This window comes from Streptomyces sp. NPDC001135 (assembly GCF_053598395.1).
In genome coordinates this window covers 32,191-58,002 of sequence record NZ_JBSFKD010000046.1, presented here as the reverse complement: position 1 = coordinate 58,002, position 25,812 = coordinate 32,191, and the positions used below count along the sequence as shown (strand labels likewise).

The window sequence follows — 25,812 nt, the reverse complement described above, 5'->3', positions numbered from 1 at the left end:
CTCGGTGCGCCGAGTCATCGCCGCCGACGCCGCAAGGCTCCTTGCAGGGGCGGCGTGCACGGCTGGGCGGCAAGGGATGCCTCGGCTACTTCCCTCACCGTAGCGAACATGTTCGTTACGAACAAGTTCGTCCCGAGGAGCGGCAGGCACCGCGGAGAACCTTCCGTTCTCCCGGGCGGCGTCCGCCGCCGGGACGGGCATCCCGTCCCGGGCTCAGTCCACTGCGCCCGGGACGGGTGTGTGGGTGATGCCGTTGACGAGGACGTCGAAGCTCCAGCGGATCCTGTCCGGCACTGAGCCACCGATCAGGGCGGGCATGTGCGCGGTGATCGCCGGGTACGTGGCGGGGTCCACGGCGTGCAGGGCACGCACGGTGGCGTCCCAGTCGTCCTCGGAGGCGGGGTCGCGCTCCCGCGTCGAGTGCTCGGCCGCGGTGGCTGTCGCGTCCTGGAGCAGTTTGTCCACCCCCCAGGCGACCTGCTCGCGGCCGGCGCCGCTCTGCGCAAGGAGGTCGAGGATGCGCTCCACCAGGCGCAGGTAGTTCTCCCCGCTCGGGCGGGCGACGAGCGCGGCCCGCGCCAGCTGCGGGTGCTCGAACAGCACGTGGGTGTACGACGTCATGACGGCGCGGAGCTGCTCGCGCCAGTCCCCACCGCCGTCCCGCCCGGTCAGGTCGACCTCGCCGAGCAGGGAATCCAGGACGGCCGCATGCAGTTCCGCGGTGTTGGCGACGTAGACGTACAGCGACGCCGGGCCGGTGTCCAGCTCCTGCGCCAGGCGGCGCATCGTGACCTTCCCCAGCCCCTCCGCCCGCATGATCCGCACGGCGGTGTCCACAATCCAGCGCCGGGACAGGGCGGGCTTCGCCGGACGCTCCCGGCGACTGATCGGCTCTCTTCTCGCACTCATAACGCGATCGTAACGAACATGTTCGAAGTGCGGGGTTGCCCGGTTCGCCCTCGGCTTCACGGATGCTGGTTATGGCTTGCCCGCGGAGGCGAGCATCGGGACGGTGCCGACGGCGCGCAGTTCGTCGGACAGGCGCCAGGGGCCGGCCTGGTGGATGCGCTGCGGGGTGCGGGAGTCGTCCAGGACGAGGACGCCATCGGCGTTGCTCTTGCCGGCGCGGCACACCTGGATCTCAGCTGGTCAGCGGCTCGCGCGGCGCGGATGTGGCCGGCCATCCACGCATTGACGGCGACGTTGATGATGACGGCGTGCAGGTCTCCGCCGGTTTGGGCCAGGGCGTCCGGCACGCCCGCCAGGATTAGGGCCAGCTCGGGCTTGCCCTGGGGCGCAGGGGTGCTTGCACGACCTCTTCGCCGTTCCCGCTGTCCTCGAATTCCCGCACTTTGTCGTCGCTCGCGTCGAGGAGGAGCTGGTGGTGGGCGGCGGTTGCGGGGCGCAGGGCGGAGGCGCGCAGGGTGATGGTGCGGACGCGGGCGCGCTGGAGGCCGAGGTGGTCGTAGATGCGGTGGGCGGCGTGGGTCAGGGCGGCGGAGTGGTTGGTGGCTTCGGGCAGGGTGCGGGTGCGGGTGGTGTGGGAGCGGTCGGCGTAGCGGACGTCGAGGGTGAGGGTGTCGGCGGCGTCGTGGGTGTGGCGGAGGTCGGCGCCGAGTTGTTCGGCCAGGGCGAGGATGGCGCGGCGGTGGTGGCCGGGGTCGAGTTCGTCGTGGGTGAAGTCGTGGCGGGCGGTGCGGGAGGCGGGGGCGGTGCCTGGGGTGACGGGTCGGGGGTCGTGGCCGCGGGTTCTGTCACTCGTTGGTGGCTGTTGTATTGACATTCGGCATGGCCTACCGCGTGGTGATGCGCGCGGGCGACGGTCGAGCCACCGGCGACCTGCTCGACGCCTGCCCGGCCGAGCCGAGGCACCGCGAAGACGCGCCACTCGACAAGCGGATAACGCTCCCCTGATGGACACCGCCCGGACCGTCGCCGGGTCAGTGCGAGCTGGCGGGGACGGGCGAGAGTCGGTAGCCGCCCTCATGGGAAACGACGCGGCCGGCGGTGGGCGGTGCGAAGTGGGTGCCCAGGACGAGGGTGTCCGTGTCGGCGAGTGAGGCGATCAGCTGTAGGCGCGAGGTCTCGGACTGCTCTGGGTCGATGTCGACGCAGGCGCCGATGGCCGGGTGGGCGAGCTGGACGGGGTGGTGGATGCAGTCGCCGGTGATCAGAGCCGTCCGGCCGTGGCTGGTCAGCTCGACGGCGACGTGGCCGGGGGTGTGGCCGGAGGTGGGGAGCAGGCGCAGGCCGGGGGCTACGTCGAGGCCCTCGGCGGGGACGTCGACGAGGTCGAGCAGTCCCGCCTCCTCGACCGGGATCACGGAGTCGCGGAACATCTGCTCGCGTGCCTCGTCCATGTCGTACCCGGCCCAGAACTCCCGCTCGGTGCGGGAGGTCAGGTAACGGGCATGGGGGAAGGTGGGCACCCAATCACCGTCGACCTCCCGTGTGTTCCAGCCGACGTGGTCGGCGTGCAGGTGGGTGAGGATCACCAGGTCGACCGAGTCCGGGGGGAATCCGGCGACGGCCAGGCGCTGCAGGTAGTCGGTATCCAGGCCATGCCAGGCGGGATTGGCCCGCTCCTTGCCGTTGCCGATACCGGTGTCGACCAGGATGCGCAGGCCGCCGAGGGTGAACGCGAAGCTGTGGCTGTCGATGCGGAGGGTGCCCTCGTCGTCGGCGAAGTGGGGACGCAGCCAGTCCTGCGCGGCGACGAGGTCCGGGGTGGCGTCGGGCAGCAACCACGGTCCGGTGGCGGGCGGCAGGAGAACCTCGTCGATGCGGTGGACGGTGACGTCGCCCACGGTCCAGGAGGGGGCGGCGGTCAGGTCGGTGGCCGGGTGGTTGTGGTGGGCAGTGCTCATGATCGTTCTGTCCTCTGGGTCTCGTTACGGAAGGTCGTTGTGCGCGTGGTGGACTGTCCTGCCCCTTGACACGGTGAGTGCGGCCAGGGCCGCGACGGCGAGCAGGGCGGCGGCGATGGCATAGGCATGGGCGGCGGTGCGCAGCCCGTAGTGCTGGGTGGCGGCACCCGCGGTGATGGCGGGCAGGCTCATGGAGAGGTAGCTAAGGACGTAGTAGGCGGCCAGGGTCGCGGCACGGTCCTGCGCGTCGAGGGAGGCGAGTGTCATGCGCAGCGCCCCTTGGGAGACGGCGCCGAAGGCGATCCCGGCCAGAGCCGCGCCGCCGTAGACGGCGGACAGGCCGGCGCCGTGCAGACCGCTCAGCGTCAGGGCCGCGGCGGGTACGACGGCCAGGCTCCCGCCGGTGGCGGCGGCGTACGGCGCCGTGCGCCGCAGAATCCACACGGTGAGCGTGGCCGCGGCGGTCAGCGTGAAGAAGACCATGCCGCCGGCCGCCTGCGGTGCACCGGGGGCCACCAGGCGCACGAGCGCCGGCCCGAGGGAGGAGTAGAAGCCGCCCAGGGCCCAGACGGCGACGACACCGGTACCGGCCGCCAGCAGAGCGCGACGCGCCGACGGGGGCACGGCGAGCTCAGGGCGCAGCGAACTCAGGGCGCCGGGGTGCGGGCGGGCCGTCTCCATCGTGAACATGACCGCGACCGCCTGGGCGGCGAAGAGGACCGCGAGCACGACGTACACGGTGACCGTGGGGGCGGGCACGAAACGGATGAAAAGGGTGGAGGCCAGGACGCCGGCGGCCATGCCCGCCACCGGCGCGATGCTGTTGGTCAGGGCGGACCGGCCCGGACACCAGGGGTTTTCCAGGTCGAGGAGGGCCGCGCCTGCGGCGCTGGCGGCCGCGCCGGTGGCCGCCCCCTGCAGGACGCGGGCGGCGGTCAGTGCACCGGCGCCGTCCGCCGAGGCCAGCAGCACCATGGAGGCGGCCTCCACCGCCAGGGCGCCCACCAGGACGGGGCGTCGTCCCAGGTGGTCGGAGAGTGCTCCGGTGGTGAGCAGGGCCAGCAGCAGGGCCAGCGCGTAGGCGCTGAACACCACGGTGATGGCGAGCGCGGACAGGTGCCAGGCGTCCTGGTAATGGGGGTAGAGCGGGGTGGGTGCACTGGATGCCGCGAGGAGTGCGGCCAGGACCGAGGCGTTCAGTACGAAGGGCGCCGCGCGGTTGGCCGTGCGGGGGCGGGCGGCTCGGCAGGGACGGCGTGGCGCGGGTGCTCGGGGTGTGACGGTGGGCATGGGACTCCTCATGCGCTAAAAGCAATTTGTTTGCTTTAAGGAACCGTAGACCCTACAGTGGACTAACGCAAATACTTAGCTTTTGTAGCTGAAGTGGGCGCTTCACCGCTTCGGCCCGAGAAGAGAGAGATCCATGTCCGCCGTAGAGCTCACCCCGCCGGAAGCGGCCCGCTGGGCCGCCCGCGCCGGGCTCCCGCTGCCTGCCGACCGCCACGCCGCAGTCGCGGCCACCGCCCACCACATCCACTCCGTCGTCGCGGTCCTGCGGGAGCTGGACTTCGGGGACACCCCGCCCGCCCCCGCCTACCGCGCGGAACAGGAGAAGCCCGATGCAGCCGCATGAGCTGTCCCTGACCGCAGCCGCCGACGCGATCCGGGCACGGCAGCTGTCCCCCGTCGAGCTGGCGGACTCGGTCCTTGAGCGCATCGCACAGGCGGAGCCGCGCCTTCGGGCCTACGTCACCGTCACCGCCGAGCGCGCCCGCACTGCCGCGCGTGCAGCCGAACACGACATCGCGGCCGGCCGCTACCTCGGTCCGCTGCACGGCATCCCCATGGGCGTCAAGGATCTGATCGACGTCGCGGGCGCGGCGACAACGGCCAGCTCCCGGGTCCGCGACGACCACAGTGCGCAGACCGACAGCACGGTCGCCGCGCGCCTGGCGGAGGCCGGTGCGGTCCTGCTGGGCAAGACGCACACGCACGAGTTCGCCTATGGCCTGACCACCCCACAGACCCACAACGCCTGGGACACAGGCCGGGTTGCCGGCGGATCCAGCGGCGGGTCCGCCGTTGCCGTCGCCGCGGGCATGGCCACCTTCGCCCTGGGCACCGACACCGGCGGATCCATCAGGGTGCCCGCCGCGCTCAACGGGGTCGTCGGCCTCAAGCCGACCTACGGGCTCGTCCCCCGGCACGGTGTCACGTCCCTGTCCTGGTCACTGGACCACGTCGGCCCGATCGCCCGCACGGTCGAGGACGCGGCCCTGGTCCTGGCCGCCCTGGCCGGGCACGACCCCCGCGACCCCGCCTCCCTGACCACACCCGCCACGGACTACCGGCCGGTTGCGGGCACGGACCTGACGGGGCTGCGGGTCGGCGTGCCGCGCACCTACTACTTCGACCAGGTCGCCCCCGAGGTCGAAGCCGCCGTCCGGCGTGCCATCGACCAGCTTCAGGCGCTCGGCGCACGCCTCGTCGAGGTGGAGATCCCCATGACGCGCTACATCCAGGCCACGCAGTGGGGTCTGATGGTGCCCGAGGCCACCGCCTACCACGAGGCGACCCTGCGCACGGTCCCCGAGCTCTACCAGGACGACGTCCGCGTCCTCCTCGAGGCCGGCGAACTGATGCCCGCCGGAGACTACCTGCGCGCCCAGCGCTCCCGCACCCTCATGCGGCAGGAATGGGCCCGCATGCTCACGGAGGTCGACGTGATCGCCGCCCCCACCGTCCCGGCGACCGCCGTCAGGGCCGGCCAGGAGACGATCACCTGGGCCGACGGCAGCGTCGAGGGCGTCTCCGACGCCTACGTGCGCCTGTCGTCCCCCGCCAACATCACCGGAGTACCGTCCCTGTCCATGCCGGTCGGCCACGACACGGCGGGGCTGCCGATCGGCATGCAGCTGCTCGGGCGACCGCTCCAAGAGAGCGTGCTCCTACGGGTCGGCCACGCCTACGAGCAGACCCAGCCCGCCCACCACCTCGCACACGCGGCGTGAACGAAGGACGGGACCCGGCAGCATCGCATGGGCAGGGTGAGTGCCCGACGGCTGTGCCGCAGCCGTCGGGCACTCACCCGCTCTCGACGGCACAGCCCGCGCGGGCGTTCCCCGAAAGTGCCCGAGCGGTGACGGCGCCGAGGCTGATGGAGCGGACAGACCGCACCGCGCATCCCGCAGCGCGGAAGGACGACCAGCCCAGCGCCTGGACGACGTCTTTTGTGAGCACGAGGGGACGGATCACGCCCGCGCCATGAAGGTCTCCTCCCTGCGGGCGTGCACCGAGGCGGCGCTGAACCACACGACTCGCAGCGAGAGAGGCCGTCGAACGGTGGCCCAGCGGGTCACCAGACGCAAATAATTTCGCTTTAAGGTGGGTTCCATGAGCAGGCAGATGGTACGCCCCGGTGGGCGCAGCGCCCGGGTCCAGGCATCGGTGCACGCCGCCGTGCGCGAACTCGCCTCGGAGGTGGGCCGCGACGCCCTGACGGTACCGATGATCGCCCAGCGCGCGGGCGTGACACCGTCGACGATCTACCGCCGCTGGGGGGATCTGCAGGAGCTGTTGTCGGACGTGGCGGTCGAGCGTCTGCGGCCCGAGACCGCGCCCGGGGACCACGGTGCCCTGCCAGCCGACCTGACGGCCTGGGCCGAGCAGTTCCTCGACGAGATGTCCTCCCCCGCCGGCCGCGCCTACATCCGTGACGCCCTGCTCGGCGACCCGGACGGCAGCAACGCCGGCCAGTGCTCGGCCTACGCCGCCGAACAGATCGACGTCATCCTCACCCGTGCGACAGAACGCGGGGAGAAGACGCCGGACGTCGAGACGGTCATCGACGGCGTCGTCGCCCCGCTGATGTACCGCATCCTCTTCCGCCCGGACGGACTCGACGCCGCGTACGCGCGTCGGCTCGTGACAGCGGTCCTCGGCCCGACCGGCCGATAACCCCGGCGCTCTCCTCGGGGTGGTGTGGCCGGTCTGGAAGCCGGATTGCGTCAGCTGTCCGCTGCGGCGTCGGCCTCCTCGGGACTGGCGGAGAGCCGGTAGAAGGCGGCGGCGTTGTCCCAGAGCACGGCGTCGAGGTGTTCCTCGCTGACCGTCTCGGCGATGAGGTTGAAGTCCTCGTCCACGAAGGGACGGCGAGCGCGGGTAGAGGGCAGGTCCGTGCCGACCATCAGCGCGGCGGGGTTGGTCTTCACGATGGCGGTCATGACGTCGGCAGGGTCGAGGTCGACGCGCCCGAACCCCGTGGCCTTGACCTTCACGCCTTGTTCAGCCAGCTTGAGCAGGTGCCGCTCCTGGCTCTCCTGCGCCTCAGAGATCACGAGACGCCCGTGTAGGGGGGCCTTAACAACTGTCGGATCAGCTACGAGTACAAGGCCGGATGCGGGCCGGGCCGGCCCGACACCGCTGCTGATGATCGTCGGCGAGCAGGACACCGTCACCCTCACCGACACCGCACTCGCCGCCTACAACCGGGCTCTGGAACCGAAGCAGCTAGGGTCCGTCTTCAAACGGATCTTGCCCAGAGCAGGAACGATGCGAGGGTGACTGCCGCTTCGTAGGAGGTGGCGGTCTTCTCGTATCTGGTGGCGATCCCGCGGAAGCCCTTGAGCCGGTTGAAGCAGCGCTCGATCATGTTGCGCCGCCGGTAGGTCTCCCGGTCGAACCCTGGCGGTCGGCCGCCGTGGCAAGCGCGCCTCAGCCGGTGCCGTCGCTGGTCGGTCTTCTCCGGGATGGTGGGGCTGCCCGCTCGCGATCCTGGTGGACGCCCGGCCAACGCCACGACAGTGTCTGCGCACGCCCTCTGCTGGAACGGATCCGTGTTCCCCGCACCGGCCTGGGCCGACCTCGGTGCTGGCCTGACCAGGTCATCGCAGACAAGGCCTACAGCTCCTGCGGCGTTCGTGCCTACCTGCGAAAACGCGGTATTGCGCACTGGACTTTGGTGGTCAGCCCGCCTCGGGATCGACCCAGGGCGTGATCGTCCGGTTCGTCCTGCTCATGCCGCCCCTTTTTCGGCCGGTGGCGGCTGCGTGCTGGTGGGCGCGGACGATGGTGGAATCGATCTGGACCAGCCAGTCGATGTCGCCGGCCGCGTCGGCCTGGGCTTGGACCTGCTGCAAGGCTTGGGTGAACACCCCGTCGAGCGCGTAGCGGCGGAAGCGGGTGTACACCGTCTTCCACGGCCCGTAGCGCTCCGGCAGGTCACGCCAGGAGATCCCGGTACGGAGCTTGTAGACCATCCCGTTGACGACCTGCCGGTCCTCTACTCGTGACCGCCCCGTCGCGGCCCGGGGTACCAGCGGAGCGAGTAACTCCCACTCCTGGTCGGTGAGTTCATGACGACGTACCACGACACCATGATCTACCACCCTGATGATCTTTGAAGACGGACCCTAGTGCTGCCCCGCCCGTGCCGGCACGGGCGCCGCGGATACTGGGCATCGACGAGCTTGCATTCCGCAGGGGGCGGACCTACGGCAGCGTCCTCGTCGATGTCGAGACCTCCCGGCCCGTAGACGTCCTGTCTGATCGCGAGACCGGCTCAGTTGCCGCCTGGCTTCAGGAGCACCCCGGCGCCGAGATCGTGTGCCGTGACCGCCTGATGGCTTCCACAAAGGCCATTAGACAGGCAGCCCCTGACGCCCTGGAAGTCGCCGATCGCTGGCACCTCCTCCAAAACCTCTCGACGGCCGTGGAGACAACGCGCCGCCGACACCGCGCATGCCTGCGCCGACCTGCTGCCGTAGACGCGCGACCGCCGCTGACTGCCCCGGCGACTCCCCTGTTCGACCGCGCGCGCCAACGCCACCGGGACGTCAACGAATTGGCCGCCGCAGGGCTGTCGCTCAGCGCCATCGGCCGTCGCCTGCAACTGGACCGCAAGACGGTACGGCGCTACAGGCACAACGGTCTCGAAGACCTCCTCGTCTCGGCACGTGACCGGGGCGCAGGTGTCCTCGACCCCTTCACCGACTACGTGCAGCACCGCTTCAAGGCGGGCTGCACGGGTTCGATGCAGCTCTACCGCGAGTTGCTCGCACTCGGCTATGCCGGCGGCTATCACGTCGTGAACCGCTACGTGATGACGATCAGAAAAGGGGTAGCGATCCCCGCACAAGCAGTGACGCCCAGCCCTCGCACAATCACCTCATGGATCATGCGCCCTCAGGAGACGCTCCGCCCCTCGCATACCGGACAGCTGGAAGCCGCACGGAACGCCTGTCCGGAAAACACCGCCGCCTGCGACCTTGCACGGGAGTTCACAGACATGGTCCGCCATCGTCAGGGCCACTACTCCGTGAGTGGATCCAGAAAGCTGAGGTGAGCGGCCCCGAGGCCATCGGCATCTTTGCTGACTCCGTCCGCCAGGACCTCAAGGCTGTCACCGCTGGCCTCAGCCTGTCCTACAGTTCCGGCGTTGTCGAAGGCCACGTCAACAGAATCAAGACGATCAAGCGTCAGGTGTACGGCAGAGCCTCCTTTGCCTTGCTCAGAGCCCGCATCCTCCTCCAGCCGTAGCCGTCACGGAAGCGCGGTCACAACCCTTCACTTGGCCGCTGAGCGCGAGAGTTGGCCGGTCGTGTTTCGTATTCGGCTGCTGGTGGTCAGAGAACCGACCGGTGTCCTTGGCGATCACGGGCCGTATTTCCCGCGCCTTACGCGAAACCCGCACCTTACGATCACTCGGTACGGCTGGGAGGGGGCGGGGATGCTTGAGGACGTCGAGGACGGGCGGTACGCCTGTTGGTCGTCCTCGCGCACGGGGTGCACTGAGTCGGCATCGTCCCGGTCGTCGCGGTCCGCGCGGGCGCGGGAGTCGTCGGCCGCCTTGGACCGGCGCCATGTGGCGACCCCCGGCACCTGTACGGGCGCCGCGCGCCCGTACAGGACGGACGGCAGTACTTCACCGTAGCGAGGCTCAGCCCACGTACGGCGGACAAGGACGCCGCACGGCGATAACCGGCTTCTCGATCAGCGCAAGACGCCCCCGGGACTGCTTAAGCCGCAGCGGGACTCGGTGAAGGTCGCGGGCCGGGACATCACCGCCTGCGCGAGCACGACCTGTACGAGGTGCGGAAGCTGTTCGGCGTGCTGTTCCAGGACGCGCGCTGTCGGCTCGATGAACCTTTACGACAACATCGTCTCCCCTCTGCGGGCGCACACCCGTAATGGCAGGTCCTGGAAGCGGGCATCGTGCGGTCTGACGTGCGCTCGGCCCGGGTCCTGGTCGTGGCCGACAGCAAGGTGACCAACACCGCCGCGCCCGAAGGACAGGGGCACACCTACCGGCTCCAACTCGACCTCGCGCGCGTGGCCGGCAGCCGACCGACCTCCGACGTCGCCTTCGTGGGCTGACCCACCCGTGAGGCCACCGATGAGAAGAGACACCGTGGCAAGCCCCACCGCCCGCACCCGCGGCACCGGCTCACCGCACCATGACCGCGGCAGCCAAGCGCGCCGGGCAGCCCGCGGGCCCCGAGCTCGGTGCCCGCCGGGAAGAGCAGCCCCTCCGGGCGCACCTCTTCGTCGAGCCCCCGCCGAACGGCTGGGAGGACCCGCCGGAGCCCGTGCCGTTCGAGGAAGAAGAGCCGGAGGACGGCGCGCCCCCACGCAAGGCCGGGCGGAGCGCGCTCACCGCAGTGCTGGGCGTCGCGCTCGTGGCGGCTCTGGTCGCGGCCGCCGTACTCGGGTGGCACTACCGGTAGGGGCGGCGGCCGGAGCGGGCCCGCGGCGAGGACCTCGCGGCCGCGCCGAAGGCGGCGCCGGTCGTGCTGGCGTACGCCTACCGGCACCTGGACTTCTCCCAGGCCCGCGCCCTGCTGACCGGGTACTTCCGCGACCAGTGCGGCAGGATCACGAAGACGGTGGTCGCGCCCCCGGAAGCCCACAGGCCACTGTCCCGGCCCGACATCCGATGCCGAGCCGGGGCAGCACTCCCGAATTCGGCCGTGCCTCAGACAGCGCCAGAGGCAACGGGCCGCTAGGAAAGACGCCCTTCCACGCGGGCCTGGGACACCTCTTCCAGCTGTAGGGATTGCACGTTGCGGATCGAGTAGCAGGCGCTTTGGCCGGTTCCCCGGATCTCCTGCACCGTGCCCTGGCATGCCTGACCGCGGTCGTTCCGGTACCTCACCCGCTCGCCCTGGCGGTACTGGGCTTGTTGTTCCACGGCAGCCTCCTGTGATCATTCTCCGGTCGCGTTCGTGCTTCCCCGGCAGGCTCCCCAGCCAACGCCAAGGCAGCGGCAACCGCCCATAAGAGGTCGTTTCATTTGGCTGGATGTGTCGTTCTGCCCGGCATGACGAAGGGGCGGCTGACCGGACCGATCCCGACCGACCGCGCTAAGAACGGTTTGAGAAATCCACCTGCTCGTGGACTGTGTCGGCTTACCGATCTCGGTCAGCGTCAGCGCGGCCAACACGCACGACAGCCTTGTCCTGTAGCCATTGCTGAAGGGCATCCCTCCGCTCCGCAGCCCGTGCGGCAGGCGGCCCGGTGTGGGCACGACGGCGGCATCTAGGGTCCGCGGGTTCGTTAGCAACGGCGGGCCTTTGGCCTGCTGTGTTGCCGACGTGCGCGGAGTGGCGGTGCGGGGGACTGTCGACGGTTGATGCGCAGTCAACGGCTTGGTGACGTCTTCGGGGTCACGCTTGGTGAGGCGGGGGTGCGGGTGCTCGGTCTCGTGGTGTTCGACTGGTTCGGTCAGGTGCAGGCGGGCATGGTCGCCCCGTGGGCGTCTTGGCGGGGCTTCACCGCGAGGTCAGCCGAAGCCGAACCACGGCGACTTCCCGGCCGACGTCCCCGGTCGCCGAACCGCCCGGCCGGAGAAGATAGCGCTGTGAGTACTGCGCTGGCGGAGGCCCTCTCCGTCGTTCTTCTTGTGGTCGTGCTGGCATGCGCGGTCATCCGCCCGTTCGGCTGGCCGGAGGCCGTCGTCGCGGTCCCGGCCGCCGGTGTCGCCATCGCCACCGGGGCGATCTCGCTGGCCCACGCGGCAGACGAGGCCGCCCGGCTGGGGCCGGTGATCGGGTTCCTGGCGGCCGTGCTGGTCCTGGCCCAGCTGTGCGACGACGAGGGCCTGTTCCACGCATGCGGGGCGTGGATGGCCCGCACCGCGGCGGGCCGGCCGCGCCGCCTGCTGGTACAGGTCTTTGCCCTCGCCTCGGTGATCACCGCGGTGCTCAGCCTGGACGCCACCATCGTGCTGCTGACCCCGGTGGTGTTCGCCACCGCCGCCCGGCTCGGGGCCCGGTCCCGGCCGCACGTGTACGCCTGCACCCACCTGTCGAACACCGCGTCGTTGCTGCTGCCGGTCTCCAACCTGACCAACCTGCTGGCGTTCGCCGCCAGCGGGCTGAGCTTCACCCGGTTCGCCGCCCTGATGGCCCTGCCCTGGCTGGTGGCCATCGCCGTCGAGTACAGCGTCTTCCGCCGGTTCTTCACCGCCGACCTGGACGCCGGCGCCACGGCCCCGGCTACCGCCGAACCGCGCGAGGTACCGGTATTCGCGCTGGCCACCGTGGCATGCACGCTGGCCGGGTTCGTTCTGACGTCCGCGGTCGGGGTCAACCCCGCCTGGGCGGCGTTCGCGGGCGCCGCCGTCCTCGCGGTCCGTGCCCTGGCCCAGCGCCGCACGACGCCTGTCGCCATCCTGCGCGCGAGCGCGGTGCCGTTCCTCGCCTTCGTCCTGGCCCTGGGCATCGTGGTCCGCGCCGTCGTCGACAACAGCCTCGACACCGCCCTCGGGCACCTCATCCCGGACGGCACCGGCCTGCCCGCCCTGCTGGGCCTCGCGGCGCTGGCCGCCGTCCTGGCCAACGTGATCAACAACCTGCCCGCGGTGCTGGTGCTGCTGCCGCTGACCACCCCGTCCGGGCCCGGCGCCATTCTCGCGGTGCTGCTCGGGGTGAACATCGGGCCGAACCTCACCTACGCCGGCTCGCTGGCCACCCTGCTGTGGCGGCGCATCGTCCACGCCCACGACGCCGAGGTGGAGCTGAAGGAGTTCACCCGGCTCGGCCTGTACGCCGTACCGGCCAGCCTGGGCGCCGCGGTGCTGGCACTGTGGGTCTCACTGACCGCGATCCAAGGAGGCTGACCACATGGCCGTGCTGGTCTGGATCATCGAGGGCACCTGGCCCGCATGCGTGGCCGCTGCCCGCACCCACACCCCCGAGAACGCCGACATCGTCCTGCTCCACGTCACCCCGGCTGACGTTCCGGGTGCGGCCCACGGCGCGTTCGCCGGGCTGCTCGGCCGCGGTCACCCCGAACGCGACCCCGGCACACGGCTGGAGCACCTGGCCGCCGCCTCCGCCGACCAGCTCCTCACCGACGCCGCACAGCGGCTGGGCCGCCCGTGCACCCGGCAGGAGCGCACCGGCCGCGTCGAGCGGGAAGTCGTCGCCGCAGCCGAAGGCGCCGACCTGCTCATCCTCGCCCGCGACGGCGACCGCGCCCACCTCGGCCCCCGCAGCCTCGGCCCCGCCAGCCGCTTCATCGTCGACCACGCCCCCTGCCCCGTCCTGCTGGTCTGGCCCGAGACCGCGCCCGGCATCGCCACGATCCCGCCCCCGCCACCACACCCGCCGGACCACCGGTAGCGCATAGACCACTGCCCACCCGTCGTCGCGCACGCGTCGACTCCGTGAAGTCTTCCAACCGAAGCTGCCGGACTGGCACCTCACGTACCGACGTGCTCCCGTACCGGATCGACGCCGTAGGAATCTGGTGAGCTACCCCCGCTGGCGCGGGGACGAGGAGCCCATCGAGGCCCGGAAGATCCGGAAGGGCGAGCTACCCCCGCTGGCGCGGGGACGACGACCGCTCTCGCGGTGAACCCGGGACCGTGGCGCTGGCTGCCCGGGCGCGGCGAGCCGTGGGAGTGGATGTCCCGCAGCAGCTGGCGCAGCTACCGGCGCAAGGTCCGCTGGATGCGCCGCGGCCTCGCCCTCGACCACGGCTACACCCCGTCCCTGGGCAGCGACGGCCTGCTCGTGCCGACCATCGGCATCGCTGACCCCTGGCGCCACCGCGACGACCGCGCCGAACTCGTACGCGGCAAAGGCCGAGGCCTACCGCGTGCGCTGGATATGGACCCAAGGCCTGCCCGACTGGGAGAGCGGCTGGTGGCGCCGGTACACACCCACCGAGATGGCGCTGCGTGCCGGACCGCTGGTGGCGATCCCCGCCTGCTGCTTCATGGACCTGCCCTGGTGGGCCCGCATCATCGGTGCCTTGCTCGGGTCGGCAGGGGGCTCGTGGGTCTGGGACCGTCCCGATCTGGCCGTCGAACCGGCCGAACACCCGGAGGGGGCGAACTGGTACCTGGCCCGGTGGAATGAGTGGATCGCCTGCGAGCGCGGCCCGCTGCCCGACTCCAACCTCGTCAACGTCTGTCCGGACGACGACAAGCTGACCGCGATCATCGTCTCCACCACAGCCAGGGCCGCCCTGTCCGTCGGCCAGGACGAAATGTCGATCGTGTTCGACGTGCTGCCCCGGGCGGTCAACGTCTACCGGCCCGACGACATGTCCGCCAGCCGCGCCAAGCTCACCGTCCGGCTGCGCACCGCCGCGGCCGCCGATCTGGACATGGACGACCTGCCGGCCGTGTGGTCAGAGTTCGGCCCGTACGGCGGCAGCGAGCTGTACGACGTGCAGGAGACGGAGTTCGGCCGACAGTCCAAGGTCCTTATGCCGAGCTCAAGCCGTCCAACGTCGCGAACGCCACCACCCGCCTGGAACGGCTCGGCAAGCTCACCCAGATCGATCGCGACGGATACACCGCGTTACCGCTCGGCTTCGCTCTGCTCGTCGCCGCCGGCATCGCCATCTGGACGAAGAAGGACAGCAGCTTCCGCAGACGGCTGTCCTTGTGGCTGTTACGCCAGAGCCGGAGCGTGGCCCAGGTGAGGTCGCCAAGGTCCTCTGCCGGGTGCCCCTGATCCTTGAGGAACGAGCGAAGACCTCCACGGCCCGCCAATACGACTCACCGCTCGCGTGGCTGTTCCACCCCGTGGACTGCTCGGCGAACGCTCGCGCAAGCGAGCAGCACATCGGCTGGGGCACGGCAATGGCGGCGTCGCCGGGTGCTTCGTGGCGCACTGCCGACGTCAGATACAGCGCCCTCGATCCCGTTCCCGCCGGCGAACTCCCCGCAGTTGATCGCGCAGTCCCCCACCGCGACCACCATCCGCGGCGACCGTGCGGCGCAGCGGCTCGGCCATGTTGCGCGTCACGGGCCCGGTCACCAGGGCCGCGTCCGCGTGACGGGGCGAGACCACCAGCCGCGCCCCGTACCGCTCGGCGTCATAGACCGGGTTGAAGGCCGCAGCGATCTCGATCTCGCAGCCGTTGCAGGAGCCCGCGTCGACACACCGCACCTGCACCGACCCGCCGAGCTCATGGGCCTGCGGTGGGGCTTCACCTCCAAGCGTGGTGGCGCGGGCTCGGCCACCCGCCCGGTGGTGCGGACCTTGCGCAACAGGCCTACGAACCCTCCCTGACGCGGTGAGGACTTGTCTGCAGGTGACCAACGGGCCATCCCGCAGATGGAAACGACGCTTTTCCGGCGCTTTACCTCTGCGGCACACGCGTGCCGGCTGGGGAGGCGGCCGTCTCCCGTTGCCACGGAGCGCTGTCAACTCCGGGGAGACAGCCGCCGTCTATGGGCCGTCGCTACGACGGCGGCTTCCCTTCCACCTGCGCGGCCTGCAGGTCGGCGAGGAGCTCGGCCTGGCCGGCCAGCACCCCGGACAGGATGCTGCGGGCCACCCTCAGCAGCTCGGCCACGTGCGGGCTGGTCAGCGAGTAGTACACGGTCGAGCCCTCCTTGCGGGTCGCCACGAGGTTGGCCCGGCGCAGGACGGCCAGCTGCTGCGAGAGGTGCGCAGCCTCGATGCCGACCTCGGGCAGCATCTCCGCGACCGCGTGCTCGCGCTCGCTCAGCAGCTCCAGGACCCGGATGCGGGCCGGGTGGCCGAGGGTTTTGAAGAACTCGGCCTTCAGCTGGTACAGCGGCGTACTCACCTGGCCGCCCCCTCCCCGGTACAGCGGCACGGCACTACTGGCCGGGCCTCGGTGCATCGCATCCACTCACTCGTCAAGAACATGCGGTCCATCCTCGCCTGCGGCAGCGGCCAGTCCGAATCCGCAGCCGGAAGAGGACCGCTGAATCAAGCGGTGACAGCATCAGGAATTGCTAACATTAGCAATTCCTGATGTCTTGTGGGGGGCGCGTGAGGATCACGCCGCTGCGCGGTTTCGGTGTCGCCTGGCTCAAGTGCCCCGCCTGCCGTCTCAAGCGCCGGCCCACCGCCGTCGGCCCGGACGGCAGCTGCCCCCGCTGCGGCAACACCCGCCTGCTGAAGCCGTCCCTGGGAAGCCGTCCCGACAAGGCGGCCCCGCACCCCGACCGCGGCTGAGCCGCCCATGACCGGCGCGCCAGGGGGAAGCGCGATGGGTGGCCGGGACGTCCCGTGCGGCACCGGGGTCCGCTTCGAGTGGGGACCGCAGGCGCAAGCCGCCTCGCCATGGAGGCAGCCTGCCTGGTCACCGTTGACGTGCTGTCGTTCACCACGGCGGTGAGCGTCGCCGTCGAGAAGGGCATCCGGGTCCCACCCTTCTGGTGGCCGGACGCGTCCGCGACCGACATCGAGCGGTCCGGCGCCGAGAAAGCCGCCGCCGTGTACGCCCGCCAGTCGGGCGCCCGGCCGGCCGCCCGCCGCCACACCCCCGCCACCCGTGGTCCCTGTCCCCCGCGCATCTGCGCGCCGCCCCCTTCGTGGCGCGGTTGGTGCTGCCGTCGCCGAACGGCGCGTCCATCGTCGCCGCCGCGCCGCCCGGCGTGCGGGTGATCGCCGCGTGTCTGCGCAACATCAGCGCGGTCAGCGGCTGGCTCACCTGCCGCGGCTACGGCACTCCGGAGCATCGGTCGCCGTGATCGCTGCGGGTGAGCGATGGCCGGACGGAAGTCTGTGCCCCGCCCTGGAAGACCTGCTGGGTGCCGGCGCTCCCCTCTCCGCGCTGTGCTCTCAGGGTGCGGGCCCGCTGTCCACGGAGGCCGCCGCCGCGAAGGCAGGTTACGGAGGCACCGCCGACCTCGCCCACGCGATCAGCACCAGCGCCTCCGGCCGGCAGCTGGCGCCGATGGGATTCGTCGGGGACGTGGCGATCGCCACCGGGGAAGACGCCGGCGCCCTCGTACCCGTCCGGGACGGCGACGGCGCGTTCGCGGCGGGATAAGCCGGGCGACTCACTCGGCCGCCTGGTCTCCGGCCGGCCATCCTGTAGTGCGCCACTCATGGCGCCCTTCCACCTGTTCCCCGTGCTCTGAGCCGTGTGCAGCAAGCGCAGCGGCCAGGTCGGCGTGGACCGGGATCGGCGGGCAGTCCCCGGCAGGAACGAGGGACTCGTCGGCGGGAATGGCGGCCAGCTCCAGGCTGCGGCCCGCCTCGGCGAGGCGGCGGGCGGCCTCGGTGATCGCCAGCTGCCCCTCGGCCGACCAGCTGCGCAGCTCGGTCAGGTCGATGACGACCGGTCCGGTGCCGCGGGCCAGCGCCCAGCCGATCGCGCCAGTGAAACGGCGCACAGCGTCCGGCCCCAGGTATCCAGCGACGGACAGGATGCCGAAGTTGGTCTCGACGGTGTAGCGCCAGTCGATGGTCATGGTGGTGAACTTCCTTGCCCGGGTTGCCGGTTGGAGTCTGCTGTCCGGTTTCAGAGGGGGAGGGTGATCCAGATGCTCTTGCCACTGCCGTCGGCGTCGCCGCGGACGACCGCTGTGCCGCCCAGGCCGAGCGTGAGTTCCATGACCGTGGCCAAGCCTCCCGTCCCGGTGCCGGTGCCGGTGACCGCCCCGTACAGTGCCGGCTGGTAGGGGTGACGGTCGTGGACGGCGAAGGCCAGGCAGTCCGCGCCGGCCGCATAGAACACCGTGACCTGCGGAGAGAGCACGGCGGCGTGCCGGACGCTGTTGGTGACCAGTTCACTGAGGATCAGCAGAGCTGGGTCCACTGCGGGATGGCGCAGACCGATCCCCCACTCGATCAGTGTCTGTTCGGCGGTCCGACGGGCGACACGGACCGCCGACGGCTCGCACGGCAGAGTGAGTACGTGCCGGTGGGGCAGCGTCTCCAGCCGCGTGGCCATCAGCCCTCCGCCCCGCGGGCGAGGCGGAACCCGGTGACCGTCTGGGGATGAACGCGCAGGATCGTGTCATGCGGGCCATGCGTCCAGCCGGAGAGCGTACGACGGTAGTGCGCGGCCTCGTACGGGTCGGTAATCACATCGGCGGGACCGGCCGCGGTCACCATCCACCCGGTGCCGGTCGCCGCGCGGACCTCGTCCACGTGGTACGTCACCGTCGTCGACACCGCGACTGCCTGCACCGGGGTTCGCACGATCAGACGGCCGTACTCCCACACATGCCGGGCGGGCCGCACGACGGCCACGTCCCGCTGTACGAACACCAGCCGGCCCAGGCTTCCGCCCTCCAGCAGCCACAGCGCCTCCGCGCCGGAGACCTCGATCATGCGCAGGGGGGCAGGAGTAGTGCTCATCGGACTGGTTCCTCGCTGACGTCTGTCGTCTTCGGGCTCGTCGTCTGCGCGGGGACGGCAGGCAGGACACCGGCCGTCTCCAGGTGACCGCGGGCGCCCTGGATCGCCTCGGGGGTGGTGGCGTACTCCCGGCCGTCCAGACGAAGGAGGTCGAGTGCGCCCACCGAGTCGAGAACCTGGCGCTGACCGGGCCGTATCCCAGAGGTCATGACGACGATGCCGCGCCGGTTCAGCTTCTCCACCACATCCTTCAGGACCAGCGCGCCGGTTGCATCCATGGTCGACACCCGGGACATGCGCAGGATCACGACCCGGACGTCGGCGACCTCGGCCAGCTCCAGCAGGAAACGGTGGGCGGCGGCGAAGAACAGCGGTCCGTCGATGCGGTACGCCACGATGTGCTCGGCCAGCAGCGCGTGCTCCTCAGCACTGTGGTCGCCCCGGTCGAGCGGCACCTGGTCGAAGCGGGCCTGCTTGGCCACGGCACGCAGGGCGAGGGCACCCGCGACGAGGAGGCCGATGATCACGGCGTACACGAGGTCCAGGGCAAGCGTCGCCACGGCCGTGAGGACGAGTACGAGAGCGTCGGAGCGGGTGGCCTTCGCCATGGCCTTCAGCGAGCCGACCTCGACCATGCGGATCGCCGTGGCCAGCAGCACGCCGGCGAGGGCGGCCAGCGGGATCTTCGAGACGAGGGGCGCCGCCGCGAAGACGATCACAGCAAGGACGGCGGCGTGGGTGAGGGCGGCCAGCCGGGAGCTCGCGCCCGTGCGCACGTTGACCGCGGTGCGGGCGATCGCTCCGGTCGCCGGGACGCCACCGAAGAGCGGGGCTGCGATGTTCGCGAGGCCCTGGCCGAACAGCTCCCGGTCCGGGTTGTGCTTCTGCCCGACCGTCATACCGTCGGCGACCGAGGCGGACAGCAGGGACTCCAGGGCGGCCAGAGCGGCGACCGCCACAGCGGGGGCGAGCAGGGTGCCGAGCGAGCCGAGGTCGAGGAAAGACAGCGACGGCACGGGCAGACCCGACGGCAGGTCACCGATCGGCTTCGCCGCGTCCAAGTGGGCCAGCTGCGCCACGATCGTCGCCGCGATCACGGCAACGATCGAGAACGGCACAGTCGGCCGCCACCGGGCGCCGAGCAACATGACCGCGGCAACCGCGCCCGCGAAGCCGGCCGCCGTCCAGTTCGGATTCTTCGCGAACTCCTCGACGGCCCGCCAGGTCACCACCAGCACGCGGTCGCCCTCGGGCTTGGACACGCCGAGCGCGTTCGGGATCTGCTGCAGACCGATCACGCAAGCGATGCCGAGCGTGAAGCCCTCGACGACCGGGGCGGGCACGTACTGCATGTACTTCCCGGCTCGGACCGCTGCCAGGCCGACGAGCATGGCTCCCGCCATCAGCCCGACAGTGAGCACCCCGGTCGGCCCGAACTCGCCCACGATCGGTACCAGGACGACCGTCATGGCGCCGGTCGGGCCGGACACCTGCAGATTCGAACCGCCGAACACAGCAGCCAGCGCGCCCGCGACGACAGCGGTCGCCAGGCCCGCTTCAGCTCCGAGGCCGGAGGAGACGCCGAAGCCAAGGGCGAGCGGCAGCGCGACGATGGCGACCGTGAGGCCCGCCAGCAGGTCCCGGCGCGGGTCGCGCCGGATCTCCGCAAGGTCGGTCCGGCCGGGCAGCAGCAACACGATCCGGGCCCACACCCGGCTGAATGACGTGGTCATCGCGCGACAGCCTCGGATTCCCGCAGCTCGGCCAGCAGCTCGTTCCGCCCGGAGAGCATCTCGGTCAGGATCCGCCGCGCGGCCTTCATCAGGTCGGCGACGTCGCCGCCGGCCAGCTCGTAGACGACGGTCGAACCCTCGCGGGTGGACGTGACGATCCCCGAGCGTCGCAGCACCGCCAGCTGCTGCGACAGGCTGGAGGGCTCCACCTCTATGGCGGCCAGCAGGTCCCGCACCGGCATCGGCCCGTCCTGCAGCAACTCCAGCACCCGTATCCGTACCGGATGCCCCAGCATCCGGAAGAACTCGGCCTTGGCCTGGTACAGCGGAACGGACACGGCCCCTCGGCTTCCCCTACAGGCCCCACCCGGGGCAGACGCGAAAGGCTGTGCCTGCGGCTACCTGCAGGCACAGCCAACACAGCATCTAGCCAATTGCGAAATTTTGCAATTCAGCATCAGCCTTCACCCCGGGCCAACCCCTCCGCAGAGGGGGTCCCGCTTCCGGCATCAGGCTTTCTTGACCACGCTGGACTTGAGCTGCATCGCTCCGAACCCGTCGACCTTGCAGTCGATGTCGTGACCGTCGACCCCGTCGACCAGCCGGATGTTGCGCACCTTGGTCCCGGCCTTGATCCCCGAGGGGCTGCCCTTGACCTTGAGCGCCTTCACGACCACGACGCTGTCGCCGTCCTGCAGCACATTGCCGACGGCGTCCTTGATGACACGCTCTCCGGCAGCTTCGCCACCCTCGGTGACAGCCTCGGCGGGAACCCATTCATGGCCGCACTCCGGGCACACCACCAGGGCGTTCATCTCGTACGTGTACTCACAGGAGCACTTCGGGCAGGGGGGAAGATTCTCGATCACCCCACCAGCGTATCTGGCTCAACCCGGCCAACCCGCTCGGTGACCGTCGTGCGGCACGACGAACTCACCGTCCAGTACGAGGACCCAACCAAGGGCGGCGGTCGCGGCTGCGACGTACCGCCTGACCTCAGAGAACAGGAGGCCGCCGAGATCCGCGCCCGCTGCGACGCCGGCTGAGATCGCCTCGCCGACCGCGCTCCACGCGGGACTACACGCTGTTGGGCCAGTCGTACGGCCCGCCGCCGCGCCACTCGATCAGCTCGGGGTCGTCGATCGCCATGTCGGCGGTCGGCAGGCCCGTACGGTGCAGGAAGTCGAGCACGTCGAACAGGCTGTAGGCCGTGCCCATGCGCTCGCCGCGGACCGTCACCCGCCGTCCGCCGTCCTGCGACGGCGGGAGCACGACTACAGGAGGGCGCCCGACCATGACACCAGCATGCGCCGGAGCAGGGCCGGTACACAGCCCAGGTGCACGGCTTTTGGGATGTCTGCGCTACGCCACAGCGTCTGAGGCGCCCCGGGGCGCGGAGCGTGGATCTGCCCCATCGCCCGCTCTTTTGAGATCCGGACGACGACACGCTCAGGGTCCGGCGCCGGCGTACGCCCGTAACGCTCTCCGTAGCGGGCAACGGCCTCCTCGACCACTGTGGCGCCCGTGCAGACCCCTGCCACGCCTTCGAGCGTGGCCCACCGGCCTCCGTCGACCTGATCTGCTGCTCGGTACCGCGGACGCCATGACTACCGGTGCGCCGATGGTGGCTCTGGCCGCCCAGGGCTCGCTTCGCCGTATCCACTCCCGTCACCCAGTGGTCGGCACGCATCGAGTGTCCAGACGCGGTGCCGGAGATGACGCGCAAGGCGTTCAAGACCGCACAGCGTGAACGCCCCGGCGCCGTGTTCCTGGCCGTGCCGGAGGACATCGAAGCCGATCGCCGTTCACCGCGCTCGCCCTCGCCCGGCGGGGCGCTGCCGAGCTGGAAGTCCGCTCGGCCGGGCTGATCGGGCAATGGGCGGGTGAGCCCGCCAACGAGTTGATGATCGCTTCTGCTCGGCGCCTCGGCCTCGGCCTCACCGCCCTCCGCGGCCAGCAGATCACCCTCGACATGCTCAACTGGGCCGACAGCGTCCTCGCGATGGACACCGCCGTCCTCGAACGCTCCGCGCGATCTGTGGAGAGGCCAACGAGCGCAAGCTCGGGCTCTACCCCGGCGACCGCGACGTGCCCGACCGGATCGGCAAGGACCAGGAGGCGTTCAATGCCTGCGCCGTCCTCATCGAGGCGGGGACGGCTCTCCACGTCGACCAGCAGTGACCGGCTGCCCGGACGCGGCGGACAGGATCTCGTCCACGAGCCTGTCGGCCGCGTCCGGACGGCCGTACGCGCGGGCCCGCTCCGCCATGCCCCACCGAAGGTGGGCATCGGCAAGGAGCGGGCCCAACGCGCTGCGCACCTGGTCCGCCGTCACGTCACCTTCGAGCGCGACCGCTGCCCCCGCCTCCTGCAAGTGCCGCGCGTTGTGCGCCTGCTCGTTGCCCGCCGACGACGCAAGCGGTACGAACACCGCGGGCTTGCCCAGCGCGGTCAGCTCCGCCAGCGTCCCCGCACCGCTGCGGGAGATCACCACATCGGCGAGGGCCAGCACGTCCGGTAGCTCCGGACCGACGAACCCGGCCAGGTAGTACCGGCCCGCGAGCTCGGAGGGCAGCCCAGCCGCCCGCGTCTGCAGGCTCTCGACGTTGGCGGGGCCGCACTGATGCACCACGTTCGCCTGCTGCAGCAACCACGGCAGCACCTCGCCGACCAGCTCGTTGATCTGCTGCGAGCCCTGCGCACCGCCGGTGACGTACACGGTCGGCCGCTGCCGGTCAAAGCCCCACAGCCGCAGCGCCTGCACGGCCCTGTCCGCGTGTCCGGACAGGACTTCCGGCCGTACCGGGTTACCCGTCACCACGGCAACCTGCCGCGCCGACTCCGACAGCAGCGCCAGCGTCGACTCCGACGACACGCAGATCCGCGCAGCCGACGCCGCCAGCTTCCGGTTCGCCAGCCCCAGCCGCACCGTCTGCTCGTGCAGCACCAGCGGCCGGTGACACATCCGCGCCGCAAGCCCGGCCGGCACCGCCACATAACCACCCGTCGCCAGCACCACATCCGGCCGGAACCGGTCGATCGCCCGCCGTGCCTGCAGCACACCGAGCGGCACCCGCGCCATGTCCCGCACATTCGCCGGGGACGCCAGCTTCAGCGGGTTCCTGGAGCGGCGGATCTTGCCCGTGGCCACCGCGGTAAACGCGATGCCCTCAGCCGGGGCCACCCGCGCCTCCAAACCGTCAGCCGTTCCAATCCACAGCGTCTCGAGCGCCCGGCCTTCACCGGCGAGCCGTGCCTGCAGAGTGCGCACCGCCGTCAGGGCGGGATACGTGTGTCCACCCGTCCCGCCGCCAGTGACGACGACACGGAAGGGGACGCTGTGCATCAGGCTGCTCCTCGGCGAAACGGAGATCAGACGAGCCGCCACAGTAGCGGCTTCAGGCCCCCGCTTCGCCCGCCGCGCCTGAATCCACGCCACGCGTCGACTCCCGCCAGGCTTAAGTCCGCCCGAGGACCAGATCGAGCTTGCTGGTGTCCTCGTCGTTCAGCGGCAGCGGGACCAGCGGTCCCGCGGGCGGAAGCCGGACCGGTGTGGAGAGAGGGCGGCCCGAGAGGAACTCGTATGGACGCAGACCCCATCCATCCGGTGCCAGCAGCCGGTTCAGCTCCTCAACCTGCTTCGTCGCCTCTTCGACACCAGCCGCAACCTCGGGATGGACGGTTCGCGCCAGGAAGGCGAGCAGCACCTCGTCCGGTCCGTCGGAGAGCCCCAACCGAGAATCCTCGAAGATCCAGTCGTCGGGCAGGTCGTCGTTGTTAATCCGGTGCTGCTGGATGTCAGCGCGGACGGTCGGGAGCCGACCGTTCTCGTACGTAGGTTGGTCCAGGTCGTAGAGGTCCTCCACGAACGTGACCTCGTCTAGTGTCCCGCACCAGGGGCTCGATATTCCGCGCAGGTAGTTGAAGATCTCGTACCGCGTCACCGCTGTGATCGATGGCTGCGGGTGTGCCGGGGCGGGGTCACTGGACCTCATGTGTCCAGGATGAAGGGCAGGGAGGCCAGGTGCCGGCCGATCGGGATTTTCCAGACGAGACGTCAGGCAGAGAGCCGCAATAGGATCACCGCCCGTGAAAAGCGCACCACCACCGCGTCGACGAGGACCGCCCGCTCGTACTGCAACGGGACACGGGGTATCTCCCACTCCCCCGGCTCCAGGTCCGAAGGCCGGCGCGCGGCCGACGTGCCCGGGTCGGCCTGGGGCTGCCGGTCACGGTCCGGTGCGGCGGTCGCCGGACGTCGGGCGGTGGCCGCTACTCCGTGGTGTGGCGGCGCCTGCGGACGACGTACACAGCGAGCGCGGTGAGGACCAGCAGGCCACCGGACGCGCCGAGCCAGCCGGTGCCGGGGCCCGCGGTGACGCTGCGCTTGGCGACCGGACGGCCAGTGACGATCAGGTGGCCGGTCCTCTTCACCCGGCCGTGGTGCGCGACCACGGTGACCGGGTACGTGCCGGGCGTGAGACCGGTGCGAACGGTGGCCATGGCGTAGTAGCGCGGGTCGTCGCCGTCCGCGGCCTTGGTGTCGTCGCGCCTGAGGTTGACCGGTTGGGTGAACGCCGGGGAGGTGGCGGAGAGCCGGTTCTCCTCGCCGGGGTCCGGGTACGTGTCCTTCCACAGCACGTAGACCCTTCCTCCGGCGCGGACGCGGTAGCCGTGCTCGCGGGCGGTGTCGAGGTCGAACGTCGGGGAGAAGACCGGGCCGCGGGCCTTGCCCAGGTAGTCGCTGTCACCCGGCCGTGCCGCCCGTACCGTGAGGGACTTCTCGGCGACCCGGCGGCCATCCGGCCCGTACAGGTCGAAGGCGTACGTACCGTCCTTCACGTCCGGGCGGAGGTACGGTCGGCCGGTGAACAGGCGGGGGGTGTAGTGGTCGTACTGGTTGTCGTGGACGAGCCGGACCGGATCGGCCAGTGCGGTGGAACGCACGGTGAAGTCGGTACCGGTCTCTCCCGGGTACAGGTCGTCGAACTCCGTGTCGATCTGCTCCCCCGGCCGGGCGGCTGTGCCGTAGCCAGCCTGCACCTCGAACGACGGACGATGGGACGGCAGGACCCGTATCTTGTTCTGAGCCACGGCACGGTCACCGATCTTCGCGACGAGCGGATACACACCCGGCTTGTCGGACATGGCCAGTGTGGCCACCGCGTCGAAGCGACCGTCGTCGTCGGACCACTTCAAGGCGACCGGGCCGGAGAACGCCGACGAGATGGCGGTCACGACCTTCGATCCCCGCGGCACGCCCTCCAGGGACAGGTCCACGAGTTGCCCGGGGCGGCCCCCGTCGCTGCCGAACATCTCCACGTCGAGCTTCGGACCGGAGGCGGCGAACGCGGTTCCCGTCAAGACACAGCCACTCAGCAGGATCCCCGACACCAGCCAGGCCACCCGCCTGGACCATCCCATCGCGCTCCCCTACTCGTCGTGACGGCTCCGGCTCCCCGCCGCGGGGCCGGCGCACATGTAGACGTGAGAAACGGGACAGTTGGTTGTCCGCCGGACACAGCAAGCGCACAGTCCGTGGCCTCACGCGCGTGGCCCGCGAGGTGGGCACCGAGGGCATCCTCGGGGGGCAGGCGCAGGTGCCGGGTGTGGCCGGTGTGTGGAAGGAGC

At 70.8% G+C, this 25,812-nt stretch carries 34 protein-coding genes and 2 pseudogenes; 16 read left to right on the top strand and 20 right to left on the bottom strand.

Going from position 1 to position 25,812, the window contains the following annotated elements:
• Nucleotides 1–213 precede the first annotated feature (213 nt).
• The 5 genes from ACWC94_RS37970 to ACWC94_RS37950 all read right to left on the bottom strand — a co-directional run bounded on the left by ACWC94_RS37970 (nt 214) and on the right by ACWC94_RS37950 (nt 4,157).
• Nucleotides 214–909 carry a TetR/AcrR family transcriptional regulator gene (locus ACWC94_RS37970; protein ID WP_450801848.1) on the bottom strand — a complete coding sequence of 232 codons (696 nt, stop codon included), beginning with the start codon at nt 907–909 and terminating at the stop codon, nt 214–216.
• Nucleotides 910–978: 69 nt separating this feature from the next.
• A complete protein-coding gene (locus tag ACWC94_RS37965; protein ID WP_450801847.1) occupies nt 979–1,134 on the bottom strand; it encodes a hypothetical protein in 156 nt (51 codons plus the stop codon).
• Nucleotides 1,135–1,267: 133 nt separating this feature from the next.
• The gene (locus tag ACWC94_RS37960; RefSeq protein WP_450801846.1) at nt 1,268–1,783 is read right to left on the bottom strand and encodes a DinB/UmuC family translesion DNA polymerase; all 516 of its coding nucleotides are present in this window, start codon (nt 1,781–1,783) and stop codon (nt 1,268–1,270) included.
• Between the two features lie 157 nt (nt 1,784–1,940).
• Nucleotides 1,941–2,867 carry an MBL fold metallo-hydrolase gene (locus ACWC94_RS37955; protein WP_450801845.1) on the bottom strand — a complete coding sequence of 309 codons (927 nt, stop codon included), beginning with the start codon at nt 2,865–2,867 and terminating at the stop codon, nt 1,941–1,943.
• 24 nt (nt 2,868–2,891) lie between these two features.
• Nucleotides 2,892–4,157, bottom strand: coding sequence for an MFS transporter (locus ACWC94_RS37950; RefSeq protein WP_450801844.1), 1,266 nt, complete (start codon nt 4,155–4,157; stop codon nt 2,892–2,894).
• Between the two features lie 133 nt (nt 4,158–4,290).
• Between ACWC94_RS37950 and ACWC94_RS37945 the strand changes: the two genes are divergently transcribed.
• From ACWC94_RS37945 to ACWC94_RS37935, 3 genes are all read left to right on the top strand, one after another.
• Nucleotides 4,291–4,500 carry a hypothetical protein gene (locus ACWC94_RS37945; protein ID WP_352358047.1) on the top strand — a complete coding sequence of 70 codons (210 nt, stop codon included), beginning with the start codon at nt 4,291–4,293 and terminating at the stop codon, nt 4,498–4,500.
• On the top strand, nt 4,487–5,878 hold the full coding sequence (locus ACWC94_RS37940) for an amidase (protein ID WP_450801843.1): 1,392 nt from the start codon (nt 4,487–4,489) through the stop codon (nt 5,876–5,878). The genes ACWC94_RS37945 and ACWC94_RS37940 overlap by 14 nt, the downstream gene beginning before the upstream one ends.
• 382 nt (nt 5,879–6,260) lie before the next feature.
• Nucleotides 6,261–6,824, top strand: coding sequence for a TetR/AcrR family transcriptional regulator (locus ACWC94_RS37935; RefSeq protein WP_397641277.1), 564 nt, complete (start codon nt 6,261–6,263; stop codon nt 6,822–6,824).
• Nucleotides 6,825–6,874: 50 nt separating this feature from the next.
• Here the strand turns inward: ACWC94_RS37935 and ACWC94_RS37930 are convergent, their stop codons facing one another.
• Nucleotides 6,875–7,204 (bottom strand): hypothetical protein, encoded by a 330-nt coding sequence (locus ACWC94_RS37930; RefSeq protein WP_450801842.1) that lies wholly within the window; start codon nt 7,202–7,204, stop codon nt 6,875–6,877.
• Nucleotides 7,205–7,389: 185 nt separating this feature from the next.
• Nucleotides 7,390–8,254 (bottom strand): annotated as a pseudogene (locus tag ACWC94_RS37925) (IS5 family transposase).
• Nucleotides 8,255–8,265: 11 nt separating this feature from the next.
• Between ACWC94_RS37925 and ACWC94_RS37920 the strand changes: the two are divergent.
• The 4 genes from ACWC94_RS37920 (at nt 8,266) to ACWC94_RS37905 (ending at nt 10,591) form a co-directional block, all read left to right on the top strand.
• Complete coding sequence (locus ACWC94_RS37920; protein ID WP_450801841.1) at nt 8,266–9,210, top strand: transposase; 945 nt, start codon at nt 8,266–8,268, stop codon at nt 9,208–9,210.
• Entirely contained in the window at nt 9,207–9,404 is a 198-nt protein-coding gene (locus tag ACWC94_RS37915) for a transposase (protein WP_450801840.1), read from the top strand. Before ACWC94_RS37920 ends, ACWC94_RS37915 begins: the two co-directional genes overlap by 4 nt.
• A gap of 675 nt (nt 9,405–10,079) precedes the next feature.
• Nucleotides 10,080–10,241 carry a hypothetical protein gene (locus ACWC94_RS37910; RefSeq protein WP_450801839.1) on the top strand — a complete coding sequence of 54 codons (162 nt, stop codon included), beginning with the start codon at nt 10,080–10,082 and terminating at the stop codon, nt 10,239–10,241.
• 80 nt (nt 10,242–10,321) lie between these two features.
• On the top strand, nt 10,322–10,591 hold the full coding sequence (locus ACWC94_RS37905; protein WP_450801838.1) for a hypothetical protein: 270 nt from the start codon (nt 10,322–10,324) through the stop codon (nt 10,589–10,591).
• Between the two features lie 275 nt (nt 10,592–10,866).
• Here the strand turns inward: ACWC94_RS37905 and ACWC94_RS37900 are convergent, their stop codons facing one another.
• Nucleotides 10,867–11,055: a hypothetical protein gene (locus ACWC94_RS37900; protein WP_450801837.1), complete on the bottom strand. Its 189-nt coding sequence runs from the start codon at nt 11,053–11,055 to the stop codon at nt 10,867–10,869.
• A gap of 669 nt (nt 11,056–11,724) precedes the next feature.
• On the opposite strand from ACWC94_RS37900, the gene ACWC94_RS37895 reads away from it, so the two are divergent.
• The 3 genes from ACWC94_RS37895 to ACWC94_RS37885 all read left to right on the top strand — a co-directional run bounded on the left by ACWC94_RS37895 (nt 11,725) and on the right by ACWC94_RS37885 (nt 14,801).
• The gene (locus tag ACWC94_RS37895; RefSeq protein WP_450801836.1) at nt 11,725–12,984 is read left to right on the top strand and encodes an SLC13 family permease; all 1,260 of its coding nucleotides are present in this window, start codon (nt 11,725–11,727) and stop codon (nt 12,982–12,984) included.
• Nucleotides 12,985–12,988: 4 nt separating this feature from the next.
• On the top strand, nt 12,989–13,489 hold the full coding sequence (locus tag ACWC94_RS37890; protein WP_450801835.1) for a universal stress protein: 501 nt from the start codon (nt 12,989–12,991) through the stop codon (nt 13,487–13,489).
• Nucleotides 13,490–14,039: 550 nt separating this feature from the next.
• The gene (locus tag ACWC94_RS37885; RefSeq protein ID WP_450801834.1) at nt 14,040–14,801 is read left to right on the top strand and encodes a hypothetical protein; all 762 of its coding nucleotides are present in this window, start codon (nt 14,040–14,042) and stop codon (nt 14,799–14,801) included.
• A gap of 200 nt (nt 14,802–15,001) precedes the next feature.
• Here the strand turns inward: ACWC94_RS37885 and ACWC94_RS37880 are convergent, their stop codons facing one another.
• Nucleotides 15,002–15,271 (bottom strand): NADH-quinone oxidoreductase subunit B family protein, encoded by a 270-nt coding sequence (locus ACWC94_RS37880; RefSeq protein ID WP_450801833.1) that lies wholly within the window; start codon nt 15,269–15,271, stop codon nt 15,002–15,004.
• 295 nt (nt 15,272–15,566) lie between these two features.
• Nucleotides 15,567–15,917, bottom strand: coding sequence for an ArsR/SmtB family transcription factor (locus tag ACWC94_RS37875; protein ID WP_450801832.1), 351 nt, complete (start codon nt 15,915–15,917; stop codon nt 15,567–15,569).
• 209 nt (nt 15,918–16,126) lie between these two features.
• On the opposite strand from ACWC94_RS37875, the gene ACWC94_RS37870 reads away from it, so the two are divergent.
• The 3 genes from ACWC94_RS37870 (at nt 16,127) to ACWC94_RS37860 (ending at nt 17,132) form a co-directional block, all read left to right on the top strand.
• Nucleotides 16,127–16,312, top strand: coding sequence for a hypothetical protein (locus ACWC94_RS37870; protein WP_450801831.1), 186 nt, complete (start codon nt 16,127–16,129; stop codon nt 16,310–16,312).
• 371 nt (nt 16,313–16,683) lie between these two features.
• Nucleotides 16,684–16,830: a hypothetical protein gene (locus ACWC94_RS37865; RefSeq protein WP_450801830.1), complete on the top strand. Its 147-nt coding sequence runs from the start codon at nt 16,684–16,686 to the stop codon at nt 16,828–16,830.
• On the top strand, nt 16,827–17,132 hold the full coding sequence (locus ACWC94_RS37860) for a 2-phosphosulfolactate phosphatase (RefSeq protein WP_450801829.1): 306 nt from the start codon (nt 16,827–16,829) through the stop codon (nt 17,130–17,132). The genes ACWC94_RS37865 and ACWC94_RS37860 overlap by 4 nt, the downstream gene beginning before the upstream one ends.
• A gap of 10 nt (nt 17,133–17,142) precedes the next feature.
• On the opposite strand, the gene ACWC94_RS37855 is transcribed toward ACWC94_RS37860, so the two are convergent.
• The 6 genes from ACWC94_RS37855 to ACWC94_RS37830 form a co-directional block, all read right to left on the bottom strand.
• On the bottom strand, nt 17,143–17,556 hold the full coding sequence (locus tag ACWC94_RS37855; RefSeq protein WP_450801828.1) for an STAS domain-containing protein: 414 nt from the start codon (nt 17,554–17,556) through the stop codon (nt 17,143–17,145).
• A gap of 50 nt (nt 17,557–17,606) precedes the next feature.
• Nucleotides 17,607–18,038 (bottom strand): ATP-binding protein, encoded by a 432-nt coding sequence (locus tag ACWC94_RS37850; protein WP_450801827.1) that lies wholly within the window; start codon nt 18,036–18,038, stop codon nt 17,607–17,609.
• Nucleotides 18,038–18,448 (bottom strand): pyridoxamine 5'-phosphate oxidase family protein, encoded by a 411-nt coding sequence (locus ACWC94_RS37845; RefSeq protein WP_450801826.1) that lies wholly within the window; start codon nt 18,446–18,448, stop codon nt 18,038–18,040. Before ACWC94_RS37845 ends, ACWC94_RS37850 begins: the two co-directional genes overlap by 1 nt.
• Nucleotides 18,445–20,181 (bottom strand): SulP family inorganic anion transporter, encoded by a 1,737-nt coding sequence (locus tag ACWC94_RS37840; protein WP_450801825.1) that lies wholly within the window; start codon nt 20,179–20,181, stop codon nt 18,445–18,447. The genes ACWC94_RS37845 and ACWC94_RS37840 overlap by 4 nt, the downstream gene beginning before the upstream one ends.
• Nucleotides 20,178–20,519: an ArsR/SmtB family transcription factor gene (locus ACWC94_RS37835; protein WP_450801824.1), complete on the bottom strand. Its 342-nt coding sequence runs from the start codon at nt 20,517–20,519 to the stop codon at nt 20,178–20,180. Before ACWC94_RS37835 ends, ACWC94_RS37840 begins: the two co-directional genes overlap by 4 nt.
• A 171-nt stretch (nt 20,520–20,690) precedes the next feature.
• Nucleotides 20,691–21,050: a zinc ribbon domain-containing protein YjdM gene (locus ACWC94_RS37830; RefSeq protein ID WP_450801823.1), complete on the bottom strand. Its 360-nt coding sequence runs from the start codon at nt 21,048–21,050 to the stop codon at nt 20,691–20,693.
• Nucleotides 21,051–21,098: 48 nt separating this feature from the next.
• Between ACWC94_RS37830 and ACWC94_RS37825 the strand changes: the two genes are divergently transcribed.
• Nucleotides 21,099–21,227 carry a hypothetical protein gene (locus ACWC94_RS37825; RefSeq protein WP_450801822.1) on the top strand — a complete coding sequence of 43 codons (129 nt, stop codon included), beginning with the start codon at nt 21,099–21,101 and terminating at the stop codon, nt 21,225–21,227.
• Nucleotides 21,228–21,258: 31 nt separating this feature from the next.
• On the opposite strand, the gene ACWC94_RS37820 is transcribed toward ACWC94_RS37825, so the two are convergent.
• The gene (locus ACWC94_RS37820; RefSeq protein WP_450801821.1) at nt 21,259–21,477 is read right to left on the bottom strand and encodes a hypothetical protein; all 219 of its coding nucleotides are present in this window, start codon (nt 21,475–21,477) and stop codon (nt 21,259–21,261) included.
• Between the two features lie 419 nt (nt 21,478–21,896).
• Here ACWC94_RS37820 and ACWC94_RS37815 point away from each other — a divergent pair, with 419 nt between their 5' ends.
• Together ACWC94_RS37815 and ACWC94_RS37810 are read left to right on the top strand one after the other, a co-directional pair.
• Nucleotides 21,897–22,049, top strand: coding sequence for a hypothetical protein (locus ACWC94_RS37815; RefSeq protein WP_450801820.1), 153 nt, complete (start codon nt 21,897–21,899; stop codon nt 22,047–22,049).
• Nucleotides 22,025–22,156 (top strand): annotated as a pseudogene (locus tag ACWC94_RS37810) (hypothetical protein); the annotation flags it as partial. The gene ACWC94_RS37815 and the pseudogene ACWC94_RS37810, both read left to right, overlap by 25 nt.
• A 165-nt stretch (nt 22,157–22,321) precedes the next feature.
• On the opposite strand, the gene ACWC94_RS37805 reads toward ACWC94_RS37810, so the two are convergent.
• The 3 genes from ACWC94_RS37805 to ACWC94_RS37795 form a co-directional block, all read right to left on the bottom strand.
• Nucleotides 22,322–23,527: a UDP-N-acetylglucosamine--N-acetylmuramyl-(pentapeptide) pyrophosphoryl-undecaprenol N-acetylglucosamine transferase gene (locus ACWC94_RS37805; RefSeq protein WP_450801819.1), complete on the bottom strand. Its 1,206-nt coding sequence runs from the start codon at nt 23,525–23,527 to the stop codon at nt 22,322–22,324.
• A gap of 112 nt (nt 23,528–23,639) precedes the next feature.
• Nucleotides 23,640–24,176, bottom strand: a complete 537-nt coding sequence (locus ACWC94_RS37800) for an AbiJ-related protein (protein WP_450801818.1) — start codon at nt 24,174–24,176, stop codon at nt 23,640–23,642.
• Between the two features lie 277 nt (nt 24,177–24,453).
• On the bottom strand, nt 24,454–25,605 hold the full coding sequence (locus ACWC94_RS37795) for a hypothetical protein (protein ID WP_450801817.1): 1,152 nt from the start codon (nt 25,603–25,605) through the stop codon (nt 24,454–24,456).
• Nucleotides 25,606–25,812 lie beyond the last annotated feature (207 nt).